The sequence below is a fragment of the Colwellia sp. MEBiC06753 genome, from assembly GCF_053470325.1.
Genome location: NZ_JBQMTM010000010.1, coordinates 93848 through 116792, shown reverse-complemented (window position 1 = coordinate 116792; position 22945 = coordinate 93848). Strand labels below are relative to the sequence as shown.

Annotated in this window: 17 protein-coding genes; 6 read left to right on the top strand and 11 right to left on the bottom strand. The window is 38.8% G+C overall.

Features of this window, described 5'->3' with window-relative positions; all coding sequences use genetic code 11:
* Positions 1-40: 40 nt before the first annotated feature.
* From ACOB82_RS09710 to ACOB82_RS09700, 3 genes are all read right to left on the bottom strand, one after another.
* The gene (locus ACOB82_RS09710) at positions 41-1261 is read right to left on the bottom strand and encodes a WcaI family glycosyltransferase (RefSeq protein WP_448212788.1); all 1221 of its coding nucleotides are present in this window, start codon (positions 1259-1261) and stop codon (positions 41-43) included.
* A 2-nt stretch (positions 1262-1263) separates the two neighbouring features.
* On the bottom strand, positions 1264-1809 hold the full coding sequence (locus ACOB82_RS09705; protein ID WP_448212787.1) for a WcaF family extracellular polysaccharide biosynthesis acetyltransferase: 546 nt from the start codon (positions 1807-1809) through the stop codon (positions 1264-1266).
* Between the two features lie 186 nt (positions 1810-1995).
* Positions 1996-2790, bottom strand: a complete 795-nt coding sequence (locus tag ACOB82_RS09700; RefSeq protein ID WP_448212786.1) for a hypothetical protein — start codon at positions 2788-2790, stop codon at positions 1996-1998.
* Positions 2791-3078: 288 nt separating this feature from the next.
* On the opposite strand from ACOB82_RS09700, the gene ACOB82_RS09695 reads away from it, so the two are divergent.
* Positions 3079-4140 (top strand): glycosyltransferase family 4 protein, encoded by a 1062-nt coding sequence (locus ACOB82_RS09695; protein WP_448212785.1) that lies wholly within the window; start codon positions 3079-3081, stop codon positions 4138-4140.
* On the opposite strand, the gene ACOB82_RS09690 is transcribed toward ACOB82_RS09695, so the two are convergent.
* The 5 genes from ACOB82_RS09690 to ACOB82_RS09670 form a co-directional block, all read right to left on the bottom strand.
* The gene (locus ACOB82_RS09690) at positions 4137-5201 is read right to left on the bottom strand and encodes a glycosyltransferase family 4 protein (protein ID WP_448212784.1); all 1065 of its coding nucleotides are present in this window, start codon (positions 5199-5201) and stop codon (positions 4137-4139) included. The genes ACOB82_RS09695 and ACOB82_RS09690 overlap by 4 nt on opposite strands.
* A gap of 3 nt (positions 5202-5204) precedes the next feature.
* Positions 5205-6149: a hypothetical protein gene (locus ACOB82_RS09685; RefSeq protein ID WP_448212783.1), complete on the bottom strand. Its 945-nt coding sequence runs from the start codon at positions 6147-6149 to the stop codon at positions 5205-5207.
* Between the two features lie 261 nt (positions 6150-6410).
* A complete protein-coding gene (locus ACOB82_RS09680; RefSeq protein ID WP_448212782.1) occupies positions 6411-7559 on the bottom strand; it encodes a glycosyltransferase family 4 protein in 1149 nt (382 codons plus the stop codon).
* On the bottom strand, positions 7544-8329 hold the full coding sequence (locus ACOB82_RS09675; RefSeq protein ID WP_448212781.1) for a hypothetical protein: 786 nt from the start codon (positions 8327-8329) through the stop codon (positions 7544-7546). The genes ACOB82_RS09680 and ACOB82_RS09675 overlap by 16 nt, the downstream gene beginning before the upstream one ends.
* Positions 8319-9632, bottom strand: coding sequence for a hypothetical protein (locus tag ACOB82_RS09670; protein ID WP_448212780.1), 1314 nt, complete (start codon positions 9630-9632; stop codon positions 8319-8321). Before ACOB82_RS09670 ends, ACOB82_RS09675 begins: the two co-directional genes overlap by 11 nt.
* A gap of 142 nt (positions 9633-9774) precedes the next feature.
* Between ACOB82_RS09670 and ACOB82_RS09665 the strand changes: the two genes are divergently transcribed.
* From ACOB82_RS09665 to ACOB82_RS09650, 4 genes are all read left to right on the top strand, one after another.
* On the top strand, positions 9775-10440 hold the full coding sequence (locus ACOB82_RS09665) for a transglutaminase-like cysteine peptidase (protein ID WP_448212779.1): 666 nt from the start codon (positions 9775-9777) through the stop codon (positions 10438-10440).
* Between the two features lie 26 nt (positions 10441-10466).
* On the top strand, positions 10467-12407 hold the full coding sequence (locus tag ACOB82_RS09660; protein WP_448212778.1) for a bifunctional diguanylate cyclase/phosphodiesterase: 1941 nt from the start codon (positions 10467-10469) through the stop codon (positions 12405-12407).
* A gap of 91 nt (positions 12408-12498) precedes the next feature.
* Positions 12499-12966 carry a hypothetical protein gene (locus tag ACOB82_RS09655; protein ID WP_448212777.1) on the top strand — a complete coding sequence of 156 codons (468 nt, stop codon included), beginning with the start codon at positions 12499-12501 and terminating at the stop codon, positions 12964-12966.
* Between the two features lie 223 nt (positions 12967-13189).
* Complete coding sequence (locus tag ACOB82_RS09650) at positions 13190-14467, top strand: O-antigen ligase family protein (RefSeq protein WP_448212776.1); 1278 nt, start codon at positions 13190-13192, stop codon at positions 14465-14467.
* A gap of 7 nt (positions 14468-14474) precedes the next feature.
* On the opposite strand, the gene ACOB82_RS09645 is transcribed toward ACOB82_RS09650, so the two are convergent.
* The 3 genes from ACOB82_RS09645 to ACOB82_RS09635 all read right to left on the bottom strand — a co-directional run bounded on the left by ACOB82_RS09645 (position 14475) and on the right by ACOB82_RS09635 (position 20015).
* Positions 14475-14723: a VF530 family protein gene (locus ACOB82_RS09645; RefSeq protein WP_448212814.1), complete on the bottom strand. Its 249-nt coding sequence runs from the start codon at positions 14721-14723 to the stop codon at positions 14475-14477.
* An 87-nt stretch (positions 14724-14810) separates the two neighbouring features.
* Positions 14811-17378 carry a TonB-dependent receptor plug domain-containing protein gene (locus ACOB82_RS09640; RefSeq protein WP_448212775.1) on the bottom strand — a complete coding sequence of 856 codons (2568 nt, stop codon included), beginning with the start codon at positions 17376-17378 and terminating at the stop codon, positions 14811-14813.
* Between the two features lie 993 nt (positions 17379-18371).
* Complete coding sequence (locus ACOB82_RS09635; protein ID WP_448212774.1) at positions 18372-20015, bottom strand: alpha-glucosidase family protein; 1644 nt, start codon at positions 20013-20015, stop codon at positions 18372-18374.
* 397 nt (positions 20016-20412) lie between these two features.
* Between ACOB82_RS09635 and ACOB82_RS09630 the strand changes: the two genes are divergently transcribed.
* Complete coding sequence (locus ACOB82_RS09630) at positions 20413-22863, top strand: glycogen/starch/alpha-glucan phosphorylase (RefSeq protein WP_448212773.1); 2451 nt, start codon at positions 20413-20415, stop codon at positions 22861-22863.
* Positions 22864-22945 lie beyond the last annotated feature (82 nt).

Below are 22945 nucleotides of genomic sequence, written 5' to 3'. Positions count from 1 at the left end.
ATTACTTTTTCGTTATTTTGAATTCTATTATCATTGGAAGCTATTTAATAGATGATACTTTTTGCAAAAACGCTTCCAAAATATGCTCCAGATCCATATGGTTAATAGCGTACTCTCGTGCTATTGAATTATTTGTTTTTTTCCCTTCGCTCACCAAATCAGTAATCGTCTTAATAAATAATTTACTATTTTCGGGTTCAATACAATGGTAGATACCCGGATGCCGAGCGGCTATTTTCCCTAGTTCAGTAGTAGGTTCAGCCGTTACCAGTGCATGACCACCAGCGGCAAGAATATTCGTTAGTTTTGACGGTAACACAGCATCAGCAGCACCACATCTTTGCACGACAAGGTGCAAATCAGCCATTGCCAAAATTTCAGGCATCAATTCCCAAGCCTGCAACGGCTTAAACTCGATATTAACCAGCCCCTGACTTTTCGCCTTTTGTTCTAAAAGTGCTCGGTTAGCTCCATTGCCAATAATAATAAACTTCAGCTGTTTATCTGCGGTCAACGCTGAAGCAGCTTCAAGAATAATTTCTAATCCCTGTTTCTCGCCAACATTACCCGAATATAAAACAATGTAGTCATCCGGCGAATAGCCCCATTGAGCGCGTAATTTATCACCCGAAACCTCGGGCGTAACGAAGTTAAGATCTGCCCAATTAGGAAATAAATGTAGTTGATTGTCAGATGCGCCTTTTGATTTTGCCCGTTCGAGCATACTGTAAGAGATCGATGATACGACATCAAAACGCTTTAGTAGAAACGACTCAATATACACTGCAATACGCTTCAACAGCGAACTTTGACTCATGCCTAAACCAAACATCGCATCGACTTCAAAATCCTGGATATGCATTACAGACTTGGCACCGGTTAATTTACTAAAAAGCAAGGCTACTGGGGCACAAAATAAGGTTGGTTGAACAACAAATACCACGTCAGGCCTTTTTCTCAGCAGCGTCAACAAACGTAGCGAAGAGCTCACGCTAAAGCTTGCGAGATGGATCAAACGCTTGATAGTCGAAAGCTTGTTAGGTACGTAAATAGGGCAGCGATATATCGTCGCGTATTCACATCCTTTGGCGGTAGACCACCAATTGGTAAACCCTTGATGACGCTTCCATTCCGGGTAATAAGGCGGCGCGGTAACAACAAGTGATTTGATCTGCCTTTTTGCAAGTGCAGCAACAAATTCACCATTATATTTTCCGATACCCGTTAGTTCTGGAGCATAATTCGAGCTCAACAACAACATTATCACTTTACAGCTCTACCCTTTACGACTTTTGCAGGGTTTCCCATACAGACCATTTCAGCCGGCATATCAGTAAAAACGGAGCTCCTTGCACCTATAACAGCACCTTTACCTACAGTAATGCCAGGAGCAATGAATACGTCTGCAGCAACCCACGCTCCATCTTTGATGTTGATAGGTTTGGCATAGATATCAAACGATGGACTTTGATAATCATGGCTCCCTGTACATAAATAGCTGCGTTGCGAAACAACCGCATTTTTACCAATTGTTATTTCACCCAAGGTATATAAATTGACTTCGTCACCTACCCAGGCATTGTCACCTATGATTAATTTCCATGGGTAAGTCACTTTGACACTAGGTCTTATAATAACGTTTTTACCAATTTGAGCACCAAAAAGACGTAATAAAAAAGCGCGCCACCGATACATAAATTGGGGTGAACCTGCAAATAGTGTTGCTTGTACTAACCACCACAGTTGTACAATAAATACATTCCTACCCCTAAAGTTTTTAGGAACTTTAAATAACTTCAAGTTTTGCATTATGAATATGTCTTGTTTGCTGTGTAGAAAATGTTCACGTTCATACAATGAGCAGGTAAATAATCAAATTAGAATAGCTGATCAAGTAGTAAACCACTTTATAGCGAAAAATCTTTAAATTAAATAGGTTATGCACAAAAAAAGGGTAAGCTATTAGCTTACCCTTTTTCAACTTTAAACTCAGTGCTACCTTCTTTTACGAAGCATCAAAGGAATTAATGTTAGTAGTAAAATCGATGTTGCGGGTACAGGAACAGGAACAGCCGCTTTTGTAACACTTACCGTATCAATAAAGCCGCCACGACCATTTACACCGCCTAGGCCTGTAAAAGCAATTGACATTGTAGCGCTAGTAGCTTCTACTTCTGCAGAAAACCTAGCCCAACCATTATCGTCAAGATCATCACGAGACTTCCATGAATCAGCTTGACCATCTACCGTAAGTACAGTTTCTGTCGGAGGGTAGTTATCTAATCCACCGTCAAACCAGCTCAGCGCAATGCCATTGTCATCTTCCAAAGTTGTGCGAGGCTGATAGTAAAAAACAATTTCATACAATTCACCAACCATCAAATTAAGCAATGTTTGACCAATTGCCGCATTAACCTTACCTGTCTGGTTATTCAATTCTTCATCTAAATCAAGCTCTACAAACAAGCCTTCAGAGTGTGCTTTTACGTCACCAGTGGCTCCTGTAGCGCCTTCTTCAAGGCCGTCGGTATTTGCTCCAGTATGCAATACTTCAATATAGCTACCTTGCACAACCTGCCAGCCAGGAATGCCTGTAAAAATACCCCAATTTTTGGTTTCATCTAGCGTATCTAAATATCGTTCCGTATCTGGACCTAGATTATGAGCGTTTGCAATACTTTTAAACTCTAACGGACTTCCGGTTTCATCAAAGCTACCGTTAACTAACAGGTTCGCACTCGCAATAGGGGCAACCAGAAATAACAACAAACTTCCAATTACAGACTTCAAAACTACTTTCCTTTTAACTACTTACATCTAACACAAACAAGTAAGCAAAAATCATACCGAATACAAAAAGCTTTAAATTACAACAAATTACATAAAAACAGGCAATAAGAGATTATATTCTGTAAATAAAGCTGACAGTTATTCAATCGAAAAAATATTGCTTTTTCATCTAGCAATCGTTACAGCTGAAATTTAAGATAGCGAAGAAAGTACTACTTATTCAACTCGTTATAGCATAGGACGTTAGTTTTGATTTATGTGATGGATCTCCCCAAACCAGTACATGGCATGTCAAATGTAAATTTAGCAGTAAAGAGTCACACTCAAGACTACAATGCAAAGTTCATAACAATTAACTCTGCACCGTCCTATGCAGCAAGATTATTCAATAGCAGCTACCTAAGCAGCCTAATTTGGAGTTTAGTAAAACTTCTGCATACAATTTATTGTTTGATATACCTATTAATTGTCTCATTTACTAATATTTACGGAAGCTTTTATCGGCCAATAAACGGTGGTTTTGGCCTAATTTACGATGTATTTTATCTCCTTGTTGCACGTATATTTCTAAACAAAATATTTATTCACCATCATTCCTTTAATTACCTTAATAAAAAAAGCACACTCTTCTTCTTGGTCAATAAAGTAGCAGGAAAAAGCGCTACACATGTTGTTTTAGGTACCAAAATGAAGCTGTTACTGTCTGAGAGATATGGCATTGATGAAAGCTGTATTATTGAAGTGTCTAACTTGGCACTATTTAAGCCAGTCTCCCTTAAAGCGTTACAAAATTCTGTCATTCAACTTGGCCATTTAGCTAACTTGTGTGAAGCAAAAGGCACTTTTACGTTTATTGAGGTATGCAAAAAATTGAGTATTAGAAATATTGAATTTAAGGCAAAGCTAGCTGGTCCATTTGTTGATGATGAAACGAAAAAATTAGTGGTACACGCCATTAAGGAGATACCTCAGTTAGAATATCTGGGACCACTTTTTAATCAAGATAAAGATGCATTTTATCAAACACTTGACTGTTTTATCTTTCCATCTTCATATCAAAATGAAGCAGAGCCTCTGGTACTTTATGAAGCTGCATCCGCTGGCGCCCTGTTAATTGGTACTGAGCAAGGCTGCATGAAAGCTGTAATTAATAACTTAAATGGTTACTCTTTCAATGGGGAAAATGACATTGCTGAAAATATTGTTAGTTGTTTAATTTCTGCAAAAGTGAGTAGATTATTTACAAACAATGCCAAGCAAGAGCGAATTGAACAATTTAATCAACTACTAGACAAATCTAAAATTCAACTACACTCGCTATTGCGTAAAATGATATCAATTAATCACTAGCTGTTTAAAATAGTTGACAATCGCTGACCTAGAGAGGGGTTAGTTAATTGATGGTAAGAGTCAAACGCTCGCACTTGCATTTTAGCAGCTAGCACTTTGTTATTTAACAGCCAATCAATTGTTTCAACAAGCGATGCTAGGTCATCACGTTTGAACAACATCCCATTATGTTTATGAGTGATATAACTAGGTTCTGGCCCCATATGTTGCGCCATTTTATCGTGAACAATAGGTACTAAAGATAACGACATGTAATGTAAAATACTTAATCCTGCATCTCCCGGGTAACACCCTGCAAAACACTTACTAGCAATGTCTCTTATTAACCCCTGATCATACAACTCACCATAAAACTCTTCATGCTCTGATTGAGCTTTCTGAAAGCTTTCTAGTTCGTTCCCTTCACCAATAACGTGCAATTTAACCTTTAGACTACCTCGTTTGTTTATCTGCTCAACTGCTGATAATAAAAGCTCTAAATTGCATTGCTCCCTTAATCGTCCAATATATAAGATACCTAATTCAAAAGAGTTTCTTGTGCTAATAGGACATTTATTGGTAATGCTATTTTCAGCAACCACAGTCTTTGGATAGATAGCGGTTGCCAGCAATGAGCGCTGACAATACTCTGTATAACAAATATAACGATGACACAGCTTTTCATAAAGCCAATATTGAGTTTTCTGCAACGCTGTTAAATCAGTTTTGTTATACCTTCCTTGCCCATGTAAATAAATCTGCTTGCGCGTTAACTTCGCTAATAAAAGCAAACACCAAGAACTTAAGTATCTAGGATTTGCAGCTACGAATACTTTATTTGGTTTGCGCTTAAAAAGCATGCTCAGCACTTTGCTCTGCCAAAACAGTTTCCCTCCAAAAAAAGATTTGGTTTCGCTAATGCATACATTTAACTCACGCTTCTCTACATCATCAAATTGACCAAATGAGTCAGATTCACTTGCCACCACAGTGAGATCGTAACTTTTCTTGAGAGTAAGAAATACGGGTATGCGATAGCGTGTCAAATAAGGTTGAATGATGAGTAGCTTCTTCTCTTTCATCTGCTACACCTTACGTTTATATCGAGAAAAAAGCATAATCGCTGGAATAACATAAACCATGTGTTGCCAATCATATGGCTGTCCATGCAGAAACAGTCGTGGTGAATTGATGATGTAAATCAGAGCAATTAGCTGCCTTACAGCGCTTGGTTCAGCTTCAATAAATAATGTACGTAATGAATAGAAAAAAGGGTAAACAAAGTACACTAAAAAATAAATGACACCTAAAAACACACCACCGTTTGAGAATGCTTGCAATATAGGAAAGTCTACCCAAAAATTTTTAAAACCCGCTCCAAAGTAAAAGTGATTAAAAAAGTGCTCAAATGCTATTTCCCTTTGATATACACGAGATAAAGCGGCAGCATCAGCATAATATCCACCTCGATTGAATAGTGTTAACAAGCCATTATTTAAAAAATCGATAAATGTAATAAAGCGTATTGCTACGCTATCAAATAGAGAAATGCATACCACAACAGCAACAATACCGAAGAAAATTATATTTAGTTTTCTAGAGATTGCTACTGGATGACGAAATAATCTCCAGTTTATGTACATCAAAGCTGCGGACAGGCCAAACAATGGCGATCTAGTGCCAGAAATAAGTACGATAAAAATAACTAAAAGCTGAAGTGAAAATAACAAAAACAATTTACGGTACGATAGCTTGTTGTTTATTAAAGCAACTGAAAAGCAAAGCGCTGATATTGCCGTATATGAAGCCAAACCAAATGCTTCATTTCCTTCTAATACCGTATACCTGACTAGTGCGTTTACTGTTATTGAAGAATTATTAGAAAGCTGAAAAAAATAAATAAGGCAGCTAAGAAAAGCAAAATAAAATGCATACTTACCAATGTTGATTTTATCGAAATCGAGTAAATAAAAGGCCAAGGCTGAAGCCAAACCAAATATACACCAAATGAGGTTTTTAATATCTCCCACGATTATCGAGCTAACTAGCGCGTATACTAGTAGAAATAGTAAAGAAATTATTAAGAATGAATTCTGTCCATCTTCGTTTCGACGTCGAGCCCTTCCCAAAAAAATCAAACTTACAGATAAAATTAAAATTAGACCAATATCTAAGAATCGTGGTAGAAAACCCAACGCCTGTATTTGCCAAGATATGAATACCCCGCAAAAGTATAGGACGAAGCCAATTTGAGGGCCGTTAATTCGTATAGCGTTCATACAATTTTGATTTTACTCACAGCCTTGAGAAATAAATTTCTGGTAATTCAAAACATTGCTCTGGCTAAATTTATTGAAACTACTTGCATCGATAAAATCTTGCATCCCTTTTTTATTTGAAGTGTCAATATTTGCTAATAGTGACTGCAGTTTGTCCATCTCCCTCCATTGATGGATTTGGCCGAGATTATACTTTCTAATGGACTCTTCCAATACAAGCGAATTAGACGCGATAACTGGCACGCCAACAGCGGCAGCAATTGTTAACGGTCCACTTTGACCAGAAAACGATTCGTCATAGGGTAATAACAAACAATCCGCAGCTGAAAATATTTGATTGACTTTATCATCTTCAACAAATTGTTTTTTTAAAATCACTCGGTGGTTTATACCTAGATTGTCAGCTAATTGAGCTAAATCACTGAAAAGAATATCTTGCTCAGCACCAATAACTAGCAATTTATACTGTTCAGGTAAAAGTACTATCGACTTAAGAGCCTTATCCGCTCCTTTATCCCGTCTTGTGCCACCAAAGCACAGCAATAATTTTTCACCCTGCTCAACTCCAAGTTCTTCTCTATATTGGTTTCGTTCTTGTTCATTAAACTTATAACTACTTTTTATCGGGTAGTTCAATGAAGATACAGCCCCTTCTCGACATGATAATAGCGACGCTACTCTCTCAGAATGAACACAAAGCAGTAATCCTTTATTAGTAAGGTTTTTAAGTAATAAAGAATCAATAAATCCCACCAGTTTTTGACGATAAGTTTGACACACGCTTGAAATCATATAACCCCAATGCAATGTAGCTACCGTTGGTAACTTGCTAATGCATTTTGAGCGATATAGCGCTCGAATATTTCGATCTAAATACAAAAAATGAATGAGCTGACATTTTCTTTGGATAGCTGTTTCATAAACCTGTTTAATAAATTCCACTTTACTAAGTTCTTTAGAGAGAAAACCCGTTTTTTGTTCGATATCTAAAACCGTGTAGCTATTGATATCGCCTTTAATCTCTTGAGCAACGTTAGCAGCGCCAATAAAATGAACTTGAACGCCTAGCTCAGCAAAACGAGTCAAAACAGCTTTTACATACTCACTGTGGTGACCCGAACCTATTGGGTCAACTAAACATACTTTCATCGCTTCCGCCATTGACCAAGTCTTAATAAAAGTGAATAGAAGAAGGCGTACCAACGAGAGTGTTTCGCTCGAAAAAACAACTCCACCATACTGACAGACTTATTAAAAGGGATAACTTCATCATCAGCATTAGGCACTTTTAACTTAGCTTTTAATGCTAGTAATGTTAACAGAGATTGATCGTGTCGATGCTCAATAAATTCCAGATCATTATCTACGCCAGCAATAACATCGTCAGTCACTAAGCTACGGTCAACACATGCCGCTAACCAAGATTCAATAAAATCACGATTTTCAGCTGTATTTTTCCAGATCGAAAAAGTCGCCTGAATTTGAGGTTTATTTTTGAAGTAGCCTTGGTTACAACCTAATTGCTGAAATACTATCTGCTTTGTCCATCGCTTATTAGCACCATGCTCTGGTATAAAGATACCGGGAACCGCGCCAAATTGATCTGCAAATGTAAGCAATAACTTAGGGTAAATAAATTGCTTAAAGCGATAACCAAAACCACAGTCGTGATATATAACAAAATCACCATCAGGAACATGCTTCATGCACTCTAAAATATAAAATGGCTTCCAAGCCCAATAACCCGCTCCTCTCGGTTCGTCAAGCACATCTCGATTATCTCGATAAAATGGCGTCTTGACTAAATCACCTCGACAATAAAAGTTAATAGACTTTGGACGCAAAAATAATTTAGCGAAAAATCGATTAGCAGAAATGTTCTTCTGAAACGCCCCTGCCGCATAACTTACAAAGTGAATATTAGCCACCATTGCTAGTTTCCTTATTACCAGCCAACCATACTTTAGTGACTAACATCGGAGCTGATGTGAGTATTCGTGCGACAATTAAGGACATTAATATACCAGCCAGATGTTGCTCAAAAAGGCCACTAGTAATTAATACCAACAACAAGCCACTTTCAGCTAATAGCGCCTTAGCGATAAAACCGAACTTTCCTTGCCCCATAAGTACAATAATATGAGCTTGGTTAAGTGCTATGGTAATAAAATAATAAGATACTAAGCTCATTTCATGCCCTGAAACAAATAAAGCATTACCGGACCATAACGCTAAAATTTGCGAGCCATATACCGACATAATCATTAATAAAATAAGGCTAATTAATACAAACCCCATCACCAATAATTGCTGACACTTAGCTATCCAACGATAGTCTTTACGTTTTTGCGCAGCAGCTAAAAGAGGCCACAGAGGCATTTGAATAGTGGCAAAAAACGTACCTGCAATAGTGAAATAACGAAACGCCATTTCCAGTTTCGCCATGGCTAACAAACTCTCATCAATTAAGTAAAACGATACAATATTTTTATTTAAAAGCACCGCCAACTGAATCAATATATTTGCCATGCCAATGCCAAATACAGCTAAAAGCAATCGCTTGCTATTTTTATGAGCTTGCTTATTTTTTATTGCTGCTGGTGAGTGTAATTGCTGGCTGACCTGAAAACTATTCAGCAATTTCACTAACAAAATAGGCCCATACATAACAAGTATGACGATGCTAATTCTATTGTGGTTATCAATTGCACTTTGACTAAGAACAAAGATGCCCACGATCGAAAGAGCGCTAGCAATAGCCGCGTAGTAATTGTTGTAATGTTGTTGCCCCATGCCTTGGCGAAAAGAGTCAGCAACCGAAAGGTAAAGAATAGGCAAGGATAGCCCCAACATTAACCATACATCTTGAATAGCAAATTTATATACCTGGCCATTGCCAGCAAAAAATACGACTAAACCAAGACCAATCGTTAAGCTGATTAATGCAATATAAACCGTTGCTCGTTGAGCCAAGCTATAAACTAGCTTGGTCAACTTAGCTATGCCGTTGCGAGCAGCGGTTCTAGTAACTGCAGGCGATATACCACTTGATAACAAAAAAACCCAGCCAACCGCAGTGACCAGTACCGAATAAATGGCAAAATCATCAACCCCAAGAAAAGCAACTAAAAGCGGCAATGAAAATATTTGGAAAGCAAAACTCACTAACTTTGACAGAAAAGAGCTAGAAATCGCTTTTTTTATTATCGTGGCGCGATGAAGATGTTGGCTCAAACTAAATCCATTCTGTTAGTATGTAATTGCATCGCCAATAAATCTTAATAAAAAGATAAAATAAGATTAGGTTAGCAAAATCAATTGATTGTCCTTAATCATAACAATAAGATGCTTTCACAAACAATCATTAGGAGCTAATTTGTTAACGAATAGAGTGGTTAATCGCTATCAATTAACAAGCCTTTCCTTTGGTTTTTTGTTGAGCTGTTTAACCTTTGCCAATTTACCCATTAGTTTATTTCCTGACGGCATCTTTGACTCTGTCGAACAAGAGTACGGTGAAGAGGCAAAATCACGTGTGCAATCTTGGCAATTATTAATTAATGACTACCAAGACACTGACGACAATGAAAAGCTCCAGCAAGTAAATCGTTTTTTTAACGAAGTTAGATTTGTCGACGATATTCGTGTTTGGCAACAAAATGATTACTGGGCGACACCAATTGAATTTTTAGGTAAAAACGCCGGTGATTGTGAAGACTTCACCATAGCAAAATATTTTACCTTAACGGCAATGGGCATAGCGCCAGACAAGTTGCGCTTAATGTATGTGCAAGCATTACGTTTAAAACAAGCGCATATGGTATTGGCCTACTTCGAAACCCCAGAAGCAATGCCGTTAATTTTAGACAATATCAACAAACATATTCTTCCTGCTAATTTACGCCGCGATTTAAAGCCTGTTTATAGCTTTAATGGTGATGGCTTATGGGCTGCAAAAGCTCAAGGCAGAGGAAAAAAATTACGGAATAACAGCCACGGGATGTGGGAAACCATGCTTAACCGCATAAACCAAGGTCAATAACGAATAACCAATAAAAAGAGAACGTTATGAGTTTATCAAAACAGTTATATTTAGGTTTAGTATTAGTGCTAACCATAGTGTTTACCGTAACGCTGTGGATAAATATAACCAATACTAAAAACTTTATTAGTCAGCAATTGTCAGTTCATGCTCAAGATGCTGCGACGTCACTTGGCCACACGATTCAAGCAGACTCAGAAAGTGCCAATGATCCTGAGCTATACCAAGCGATTGCCGAAGTACGAATGAATGTCATCTTTGATAGTGGTTATTATCAAGACATTACCTTAGTTGATCACAACAGTAATGTTATTTATCGACTCACCAATACTAGCCAAAATGATGCAATTCCAACGTGGTTTATCAATTTATTTCCCATTGACGCACCGTCTGGCACCACGGAGTTTTTGATCAACTGGCAACATCCTCGAACGCTATCGCTCACCACACATCCTGGACATGCTTACAAGCAACTATGGCAAAGCAGCAAAGACATTCTATGGATGATTATTGGCCTGTTTATTTTCGCAGGTAGCTTGGTCTTTATTCTACTGAAAGCCATTACTACACCCATTCAGCGCGCTGCCAATCAAGCAGACCAAATTTGTCAGGGTAATTTTGTCTTAGTCGATAAACTGCCAAAACCCAAAGAGCTAAACTTGTTTGTTAATGCGATGAACCGTATGTCATCTACCTTAAAAAACATGTTTCATGAACTTACGCAACAAACAGAAAAGTATCGACAATTTGCCTTTGTCGATGAGTTGACCCAAATTCCCAATCGCCGTGCCTTTAATAACCAGCTAGATTCAGTATTTGCTAGTCAGGAAAAAGCGGTAAGCGGCTTGGTATATATTATCCGATTAACAGGCCTTAATGATGTGAATAAATCGTTAGGCTATAGCGCTGGTGATGAATACGTTTTACAAGCAGCTGAAATTATTTGTCGCCATATATCAACCAATGACAAACTTTATCGTATTGGTGGTGCTGACTTCGCCGTTATTTCAGAAGGACAACCATTGCAAGAAGGTCAGTATGTTATTGAGCAATTAGTCACTGATTTTTCAAAGGCACCAACGCGCAATAATTTATCGCATTTTGCCCATATTGGCGTCACAACTTTAACGCCAAATAAAGATCAACGACAGGTCATGGCTGAAGCAGACGATGCCCTTTCACAAGCTCAGTTATCAAACAAAGCTTGGGCTTTTGCACGTGAAGTTTCTATTCCTCAAGAAACTATGGACTGGAAAGAACACCTTGAAGAGTTGTTAAATAAAGATGCAATCAAGTTAGTCGCTCAACCAATCAAAAATGTCGAGAGTCAAATCCAATATTATGAAATCTTTGCTCGTTTAGATGACGCTGGCAAAGAAGTTTCTATGAGTCAATTAATGTTAGTTGCTGATAAATATGGCTTAACTAGCGTTTTTGACAAACAAGTAGTGGCCAAATGTTTAGATATTTTATCTAGTAACCCGCTTAATATTGCCATTAATGTCAGTAATGCTTCCCTTTGTGATCAAAGCTTTACCAGCTGGCTACTTAATGTGTTAGCTCAAGTAAAACCACTATGTCCTTATATTACCTTTGAGATCAGTGAGCACTGCATTGCTAATCAGGTTGAAGCTACAGTAAGCTTGGTTAACCAACTGAAAAACTTAGGCTGTAAAGTCACCTTAGAGCATTTTGGCTCAACCACTGCCTCGTTTACTCATTTGACTCAATTAAAACCTGACTTTGTTAAAATCGACGGCAGTTATTGCCAACAAATAATTGAATCCAAAGAAAATCAATTATTTATTCAATCACTAGTGAACATAGCCCACAACCTTAATATTCAGGTAATAGCAGAACTGATTGAAGATGCTCAACAACTTGCCGAATTAAGTGCATTATTCGTTGACTATTTCCAAGGCTATTATATTGGAAAGCCCAATAACATTGGGGGAAAAACAAAATAACCCTGTAACAGCTTTGTTGCTTTTTTAGTCGTTCGTTAATAAACTATAACAATAGTTCTGCAAACTGCTGGAACATGATCGGAGATAAACAATGAAAAAAGCAATTTTAGGGATAATGCTGATGCTTAGCGCTACCAGCTTGGTATCGTTTGCACAAGAAAGTGCAGCTGGTTCAGCCAACCAAGTTGTTGATTGCTCGGCTTTTAATACTGAAATTTTAAGGGCAGCTGCCGATGGCAGTGATGTTGCAGCGACGATGACCGATTATTTATTGTCGTGCCCAACCATTGCCGATCAAATTATTGAAGTGGCCATATCTGCAACATTACCAAGCGAACATCAACAGTTAATGCAAATTGCTGCAGATACTAACTTAATATTACCGACAGATATTTTACTAGCAGCTATTGCTGGTGGTGGTGATCCAGCTACACTTTCTGAACCAACCGCTGGCGGTAATTCAGCAATAATTCCTGCATCTGCGGCAACAGTTCCACCAGCGATAGGTGGTCGTAATGGCGGCTCTGGCGAGTCAACAAACGCAGCATCAAATAACTAATACTTGTGCTAGATAATAAAGGCCCATATAGGGCCTTTTTTGATGTCTTATAAAAATAATATTACTCAGCTCAATGTCTAACTCCAATCAGCCTAAATTCAATCAACTATTATTTTCAATATATTTACTGTTAATATTTTGGCTACCTATTCCTCTGGGTTCCAACCGTGTTTGGGCATGGTCATTTAATGAGTTAGTTATTTTTTTATTGCTAGCTACAGTGATGTTCAGCATAGCACTAAGTAGATCACAATCAACCATAAAACACATTCAATATACGCTAGCGCCATACAAGCTATTGCTGGTAATTTTTGCAGCTGTCCAATGCTGGATATTAATTCAATTAGTTCCTTTGCCTCAAACTTGGCTATTCACTATTAGTCCTTCTCATCAAGCACTTGCAACTCAAGTATCTGAGCATGCCGTTAGCCAAATTTCTCTTGATCCCAGTGAAACTTGGGGTAACTTACTTAAAGGACTGTCCTATCTCGCATTAATCGTACTAACACTGTTATTAATCACTACAGAAAAGCGATTGAAGCTATTACTTTTGGTTATGATCAGCTCAGGTTTAGCCCAGGCCACTTATGGTATCGTAGAGGTATATTCAGGCTGGAACACATCATTAATTTTTGAGCGCCACATCAATCATTTTGCTACCGGCAGTTTTATCTATAAAAATCATTTTGCCAACTTTATGCTGCTGACCAGTGCCTTAGCCATTGGCTTATTAATCGCAAGTTTAAGTACTAAAACGAATCACTCTTCAAGCGCTAAGCTTAAACATTTAATTTCAACATTAGTCAACGGTAAAGCGACGGTGCGCGTTGCTCTGGCCATAATCATTATAGGGCTAGTTGCTTCTCGTTCTCGTATGGGCAACGCCGCATTTTTCATCTCATTAACAATAACGGGTATTTATGCCTTAATTTACTTTAAACATCGCTCCAAAGGTTTATCCGTTTTGCTGATAAGTTTATTTGTCATTGATACCTTTATTTTTGGTGCGTGGTTTGGCATTGATAAAGTTAAAGAACATATCGCTAATACTAGCTTATCCCAAGAAACAAGAGATGAAGTGCTGATTGAAGGCCTAGCGCTAATCAAGGACTTTCCGATTACTGGCACAGGCTCAGGTAGTTTTTATACGGTATTTCCTCAAGTACAAGGTGAAGATGTCACTTCATTTTACGACCATGCTCACAATGATTATTTAGAGTTTGCTATTGAATTAGGTTTACCTATTACCCTGATGCTTGGCGCTTTAGTACTGTTGAGTTTATGGCAAAGTGCTTTTGCGATGTACACACGCCATCATTCCTTAATGAAAGGAACGGCTTTTGGCACTATGGTCGCTATTATTGGCATGTTAATTCATATTACCGTTGACTTTAATCTTCAAGCGCCTGCTAATGCTATGTATTTTATTCTGATTCTTACTATGGCTTGGCAAAGTCGCTTTCTTTGTCGCCGAACTTCAAAGGTCATGCACAGTAGCTAACATAACATTATTTATCTTTATTGATTTCTGGCCACTTAAAACCATGAAAAGTATTAATATATAATTCCTCTACTTTTGCTCTGGCCCATGGTGTTTTCCGTAAAAATTTAAGACTCGATTTTATACTCGGATCATGGTTAAAACAGCGTATATCGACACACTGCCCCATCGACTCCCAACCAATCTCGTCCACCAATTGAGTCAATAGTTTTTCAAGCGTAATACCATGCAATGGGTTGTTCTTTTGTTCATTCACCATAAGGCTTCCTATACTTTTATCAGTGCCATAAAAAAGCCCAGCTAAGCTGGGCCTTTAGTTTTAAGCATAGTCTAAATCATTTGATTAGAATGCGTAAGTTGCTTTTACGTAGTAGAAGCCGCCGTTGTAGTCAAACGGACCACTTTCGTAGTACTTACCGCTAACTACGCCGTATGCGCCACCGTTTTTCTGAAGTTTTTGTGCTTCAGTATCAAGGATGTTGTTAGCGCCAGCTGATACTGTCCAGCTATCATTAATGAAGTAACTTACTTCAGCATCTAAAGTAAATGAAGAGTCCGCTGTTTCTGACCAGCCGTAAGAGCTATCTACATCTGGCTCATCGGCGTGTGTTGCAAACCATTCGCCGAAGTAGTTAGCACGGATAAACATGCTTACTTGATCCCAGCTTTGCTTCATGGTTAATGTACCACGATGCTCTGGAATACCTTCTTCTAAACGACGGATTTTAAAGTCACTGGTGAATTGACCAGGATCTTTTACTTCAGTTGAATTGTAGTTATACGCTAAGCTAAATTGCGTATCACCGCCGAATAAGTCCATGCTGTAGTTAGCAACAACATCAACACCTTGAGTAGTAGTATCAAAGTCATTCGCAAAGAAAGTAACTTTACCACCTAACAATAATTCAGGGCTGGGATAAACACCTTGTAAGGCATCAACATCGGCTTGCGTAATATCTTGGCTACTTGTTTGTGCAATGCGATCATCCACATCAATTGAGTAAGCATCAACTGTTAAGAAGAAATCGCCACTTTGGTATACCACACCAACTGCATAACTGGTTGACTCTTCTGGCTCAAGCTCTGTACCACCTTTAACCGCAGATACTGGGTGAGTTGGTGGGTAAGTAGCAGATTGCACTAACTCACCTTCAACTAATGAAGTTTGTGTATTAACTACGTTTGCTTGACCAACTGTCGGTGCACGGAAACCTGTTGAGTGTGAACCACGAATTGAAAGACTATCTGTAATTGCATATTGAGCGGTTAACTTATAGTTAGTGGTATTACCAAATGAAGAGAAATCTTCATAACGTAATGCTGCACCTAATAATAAATCTTCAGTAATTTGTGCTTCAACATCAACATAAGCTGCAATACTTTGACGCTTATTAATACCTTGAGATTCAGGAGAGAAACCAGCAAAACCGTGAGATCCAACAACAAAGCCTTGATGCGCTAATGGACCGGCTTTCCAAGATGCTTCTTCCCCAGAAACAATCTCAAAGCTTTCTTGACGCCATTCAGCACCAGCAGCAACGTTAACTGGCTCGTCTAAGCCCATTTCCACGCCTTTGACGATATCCGCGTTAAACGCTTTTTCCAACTGAATATAGCTACCAGTTTCAAACGCATTATCTAAAGGCTGATTTGCGCCCATTGACGGGTTAACAGTATCAACTAGTGTATAAGTTGACTTATTGCGACCAACCGAACCACTGATATCAAATAGTGCATCATCTAAGAAACCACCTTTAATTTCACCTTTTACCCCAGCAGTAAATGAGGTGTCATTAATTTCACCAGTAAACTGCGGCGTATAACCACCTGGGAATAATTCATTAAATGCCCAACAGTTATCGTTGTTGGCAACATTTGCAATGTAATCTGGCTGTGTCAGGATATTGTCTGAAGTAATTGGGATGTTTGGACATGCCGCTGCATTACCATCCATTGCGCCTACTAATAAATCGCCATTACCGTCAGTAAATACGCCGCCACGATTTTGCGGATTACGATAGTAATAACCACCCGTTGCTGTGCGGTCTGAATAATTACCGAACATATAGAATTCTTTGTCATCACCTAAATCAAGGCCAACATTAGCAAATAAGGTAATGTCATCTTCAATTTCTGGGTTACCCCAAGTCATTGCAGGATCTTTTACTGCAGTGTTACCTGCATCAATTAATGCTTGTGCATCAGGGCGTTGAACGCTGCGACTTGTTGCATCAGCATTTTTATATTGGAAGCTTAAGTTAGCAAAACCGTCAGAGGTGAACGGTAAACCAATATTACCATCAACAACTAACTGATCACCGTCACCTTCGTAATATTCACCAGCGCGTACCGAGATTGAACCACCGTCAGATGCATCTTTTAATACAAAGTTCATTACACCAGCGATAGCATCAGAACCGTATTGTGCTGCTGCGCCATCACGAAGTACTTCAACTTGTTTTAAGGCTACGCTTGGGATAACAGAAATATCTGGACCTTGCGCACCATCGTTTACACCACCACCTTGGAAAGCGATTACTGATGCACGGTGACGACGTTTACCGTTTAATAAGATAAGTGTCGAGTCTGAAGATAAACCACGTAAGTTTACTGGACGAATAAATGATGCAGCATCAGAAATTGGTTGCTGACGAACGTTAAACGACGGCACAGCCGCTTGTAACATATCAAGCATATCAGTCGATGCGTTTTTACCTAACTCATCACCACCAACAATATCAACAGGTACTGCTGAGTCAGCAATTGATCGAGGTGCTGCACGTGAACCAACTACAACAATTTTTTCAACCTGCTCTTCAGCAGAAGCTTCGTCGAATGCGTACGTAGGAGCTGTACCTAGTGCCGCAGCCACTGATATAGCCAGTGCACCAGCACGGAATTTAGTAGACATGTTATTTCCTTCCCAAAGTTTATAATTATCTTTTTATAAATATTATTAATTTTATTACTTAGTTATGCATAAGCTATGCAGATACTGCACATTAAGACTAAGGACAACTAGTTATAAAACAGCTAATATGGCTTTACAAGAGTGTAACAGGTGAAAATTTCACGTTTATCTGACCACTTTTACAGCAATCTTGAATTACTACGAAATAGCGGCAACTTTCAAATTCATTTGTCACCACCGCAAACCCTACAAATTAACTGAGCTAACGTAAAATCAACCTTAAGATTTCATGCGAAAATCTTCGTAATCCACTCAGGACAACTTTTAAACAATTTAGTTTAAAATTAATCAAAATTTTTATTAAAAATTATCATTTTTTTTAATTCCATCGTATTAAATTGACAACTTATCTCATGTTTTTACATAAATTTAACAATGTGAATTTTAAATTACATTTTTTGATGGCGTAGAATTTAACGAACAACACGCCATTAAAGGAGTAATTATTCTAATTATATGAATAACTAGTCACAAATATTGTTTAAAGTTAAAGATTGAAGGTTGAGGGTTGAAGCTCAAAACCCTAAAAAATAGCGATTAAGCTAGCGTGTATTCCTCATAAGATGAGATTAGTGACTATCGCAATTAATTTGCCCTAGCTTTAAATAGGTTAGATAGCCTATAGGTGAGCTAGGGATTAAAGACTTAGCTGATGATATAAAGGAATATGAACTAACAGAGGTTGTCAGTCGAAACAAACTGTTCGGTTAATATAAAGGAATGACCTAGGCAGGCAAATCGCACTTAAGCCTTATTAACCTAACTTTTATGCTGCTTAGGCTTATGCGCCTTTGTTTTATATTGCTTTGTTTTATATTGCTTTAATTTGTGCTATTCAGGTTTCTTAAACAAAAAAGTCGATGTTTACAGCAAGCTATAAACATCGACAAAGGTCAAGGGATGTTAAACAAAAAGTAAAAAATTGCTAAAGAGTTAACCTACTAATTGGCAATCGGTAAATGCCGCACCAAATGGTGCTAACGTAATAGTTGAACCTTCTATTGTCGACTGACTAAAACCATGGCCTTCTAATAGTGCTAACGATAGGTTATCCGAGGCTTTAAATACCTGAACTTCGCTAGAGAAGTTAAATACCGCTAGCGTTGATTGACCATCAAAGGTGCGAACTACCGCCAATACTTGTTCGCCTGCATCTAAAAACTCAATATCGCCATACATTAAAGTCGGCATAGTTTTACGCCATTTCATAAAGCGTCGGTAATGAATAAGTGCAGAAGCTTGATCTGTCTCTTGCACTGCAACTGAATGCGCTTTGTGCGAATCAACAACCGGTAACCAAGTGTCTTCCGACTGTGAAAATCCACCTTGCTCGTCACTATTATTCCAAGCAATAGGTGTACGGCAGCCATCACGACCTTTAAAGTTTGGCCAGAACGTTATGCCATAAGGATCTTGTAACTGCTCAAAGGCAATCTCACCTTCAACCAAACCTAATTCTTCACCTTGGTAGGTACAAATGCTGCCGCGAAGTGACGCTAACATCGCATTGTACATATTAACCTGAGCAACGTTAGCCTCAGCTTTTTCATCTTGGCTCCAACGAGTAGCAACACGTTGCACATCATGATTACCAATTGCCCAACACGGCCAGCCATCAGAAAGATTTGCTTCAAGCTCTTCAATGGTTTGTCGAATATATTTTGGTGAGCAATCTTGAGTTAATAACTCAAAGCTATACGCCATATGTAAACGCTTATCACCTTTTGTGTATTGCGACATAGTTAATAATGAGTCTTCAGACGATATTTCACCTAAAGTCACCGCGCCAGGATATTTATTAATTAGCGCGCGGATGTCCTCCATAAAAGCAACGTTTTCTGGCTGAGTATTATTAAAGTAATGGTATTGGAAGGCATACGGGTTATCTTCACTAAAACCACGGCCTTTACGCTCGCTTGCAGGTTTTGCTGGGTTATCACGTAATTGAGCATCGTGATAGCAGAAATTAATCGCATCAAGTCTAAAACCATCTACGCCTTTTTTCAGCCAATATTCAACATTATCAAGCACATGCTTGCGCACCTGCGGATTATGGAAGTTTAAATCTGGCTGTTCTGTTAAAAAGTTATGTAAATAGTATTGCTGACGACGTGGTTCCCACTGCCAAGCTACACCACCAAAAATAGATAACCAGTTGTTTGGTGGCGTACCATCTTCGTTGGCATCTGCCCAAACATACCAGTCTGCTTTATCGTTATCTCGACTTGTACGGCTTTCGGTAAACCAAGGATGTTGATCAGAAGTATGGCTTAATACTTGATCAATAATCACCTTGATATCCATCGATTTAGCTTTAGCCATTAACTCATCAAAATCAGCCATAGTGCCAAACATAGGGTCTATGTCTCGATAGTCACTGATATCGTAACCAAAATCTTTCATTGGTGATTTAAAGAATGGCGAGATCCAAATGGCATCGACACCTAAACTTTGGATATAAGGTAACTTTTCAATAATGCCTTGTAAGTCACCAATGCCATCGTTATTGGCATCCATAAAACTGCGTGGATAAATTTGATAGATGACGGCACCGCGCCACCAAGGTTGTTGTTGCATGACAATTCCATGTTGCTTACATCAACTAATTTTCAACTAGCTTTATACATGGCTAAAGTTGCCTAAAGCTGCCCAAAGTCCCCCGAGCGCATGAAAAATAGCGGTAAACAATCGTTATTTTCAGATGTCGCCCAGCATAAGATTCCCCCCGTATTTGTGCAACCAGCCTGCATACGTATGCATGGCCAGACAATTGAGATTTATTCATGCATACGTATGTAGTTTGTTGCTCTAGTATATAAGTTACGCATAATCCGATATAAACAATGTTAAAAACGAAAGCAAAGCGTTAAGTCAACACGCTTTTATAACCGCTGCCGTTTCATCAAATGACAACAGTAGTGCGTTACTTTGTCTGGTATCTCAACATTAGGTTGCTAAAAAATAAGAATTCACTATGGCTAAATCAACAATTACGCCAGCTGAGCTGGCCAAGCGAATCGAACACCATTTACAGTACACGCTATTTGAAACCGCAGGTTCTGAAGATAAACAGGCCTACTGGACAGCCACTTGTTTAGCCATTAACGAAACAGTAGTTGCTAAGCTAAACACAACAATTGCCCGCCAGCAGGAAAAAAACAGCAGAAGTATTAATTACTTATCGTTAGAATACTTAATGGGGCGCATGCTATCAAACAACCTGCATAATTTGGGTATTTTTGAGGCAGCCGACCAAGCGCTAAAGTCATTTGATTTAGAATTAGCTGACCTTTGTGAACAAGGTGCCGATCTAGCCTTAGGTAACGGGGGTTTAGGGCGCCTAGCTGCCTGCTTTCTAGACTCATTAGCTACCCTTGATTATCAAGCCACCGGTTATGGCCTGCATTATCAACACGGTCTATTTAAACAAAGTTTTGATCAGGGTCGCCAAGTTGAAGAACCCGATTTATGGCGCGAATTTGGTAGCCCTTGGGAAATTTGTCGTCCCAAAGCCACACAGCTAGTGCCGCTTTACGGCAAAGTTGAACATCAAACTCAAGCCGACGGCAGTGTTAAGTCAATCTGGCACCCTAGTGTTACTTTTAAAGGTGTACCTTGGGATGTCCCTATTGTCGGTTATAACTCTGGTACGGTAAACGTATTACGCCTATGGGAAAGCCGCGCAGACAATGCTTTTAACTGGGATTTATTTAATAACGGCGATTACCTGCACGCGCATCAAGCCAATATTCAAGCAGAAATTGTCTCCAAAGTGCTTTACCCAAATGATGAACACGATGCAGGTAAAGAACTAAGATTTATTCAGCAATATTTCTTCTGTGTATGTTCAATCAAAGATATTATCGCTCGTCATCAGCATTTAAACGGCGTTGATTGGGCAGGCTTTGCTAAAAACACTGCCATTCAATTAAATGACACTCACCCAACCATTGCTATTTTAGAATTACAACGCACATTAATCGATGACTATGCCATGTCATGGAATGACGCATGGAAAATTTGCCGTAAAGTCTTTGCTTACACTAACCACACCTTGCTGCCAGAAGCGTTAGAAAAGTGGCCGGTAAAATTATTTGAACGGGTACTGCCTCGCCATTTAGAAATTCTTTATCACATCAATGAAGAGTTTTTAAATAAAGAAGTGAACGCCAAATGGCCGCACGACTTCCAAATGCGAGCAAAACTTTCCATTATCGAAGAAGGTGCTGAGCGTATGGTACGCATGGCTCACCTTTGTGTAGTTGCAGCACATAAAGTTAACGGCGTTGCCGAAATTCACTCGAAATTAGTCAAGCAGGACTTATTTCCAGAGTTTCACAGCTTATGGCCAGATAAACTCACTAATGTCACCAATGGCATTACTCCGCGTCGCTGGTTGAAAGCATGTAACCCAGAGTTATCAGCACTTATCTCCGAGCATATTAAGCAAGATTGGGCAAAAGAACTAACCAGTTTGCAACGTCTAAGCGACCTTGCTGATGATACTAAGTTTCAGCAACAGTTTATGGCGATTAAGCGCAATAATAAGGTTAAACTTGCAGAAGAAATCAAGCAGCTTACTGGGGTGACGGTAAGTCCAGATGCAATATTCGATGTGCAAATTAAGCGGTTACATGAATATAAGCGTCAGCATCTAAACTTTTTGCATATTTTAGCGCTGTATAGCCGCTTGTTAGACAATCCTGATCTGGAAATGCAACCAAGAGTATTTATCTTCGGTGCCAAAGCCGCACCGGGTTATTACTTAGCCAAAGAAATTATTTATGCGATCAATAAAGTCGCAGAAAAAATCAATAACGACAGCCGAATCAAAGATAAGCTTAAAGTGGTATTTTTACCGAATTACCGTGTCAGCCTGGCTGAAAAAATTATTCCTGCAGCCGATGTTTCTGAGCAAATATCCACTGCAGGTAAAGAAGCATCTGGTACCGGCAATATGAAACTTGCACTTAATGGCGCAGTAACTATTGGCACATTAGATGGCGCAAATATTGAAATTGCCGAAGAAGTAGGTAGCGACAATATTTTTATCTTCGGTAACACCGTTGAGCAAGTTAAAACTATCAAAGCTGGCGGTTATAACCCATACGATTTTTACGAAACCAATAAAGAACTCGGCAAAATTCTCGACTGGCTAGATAGCGACTTTTTCACGCCCGGCCAGCCTTATGAATTATCAGCGATTAAACACAGCTTGCTTGATGGCGGCGACCCATATTTAGTTTTGGCTGATTTCCAGTCATACTCAGATGCACAACAAGCACTTGATGTTGCCTATCGAGACACTAAACGTTGGGCAAAAATGGCGATACTAAATACCGCGTTAATGGGTAAGTTTAATTCGGATCGTTCAATATTAGATTACGTTAATCATATCTGGCATTTGTCGCCTTGTGTTGAATAAAAAGTGCAGAATAAAAGAGTTGAGTAAATCTAAATAAATAGTGATGAACAATAACCAAGCTGCGCCGTAACTCGGCGCATCA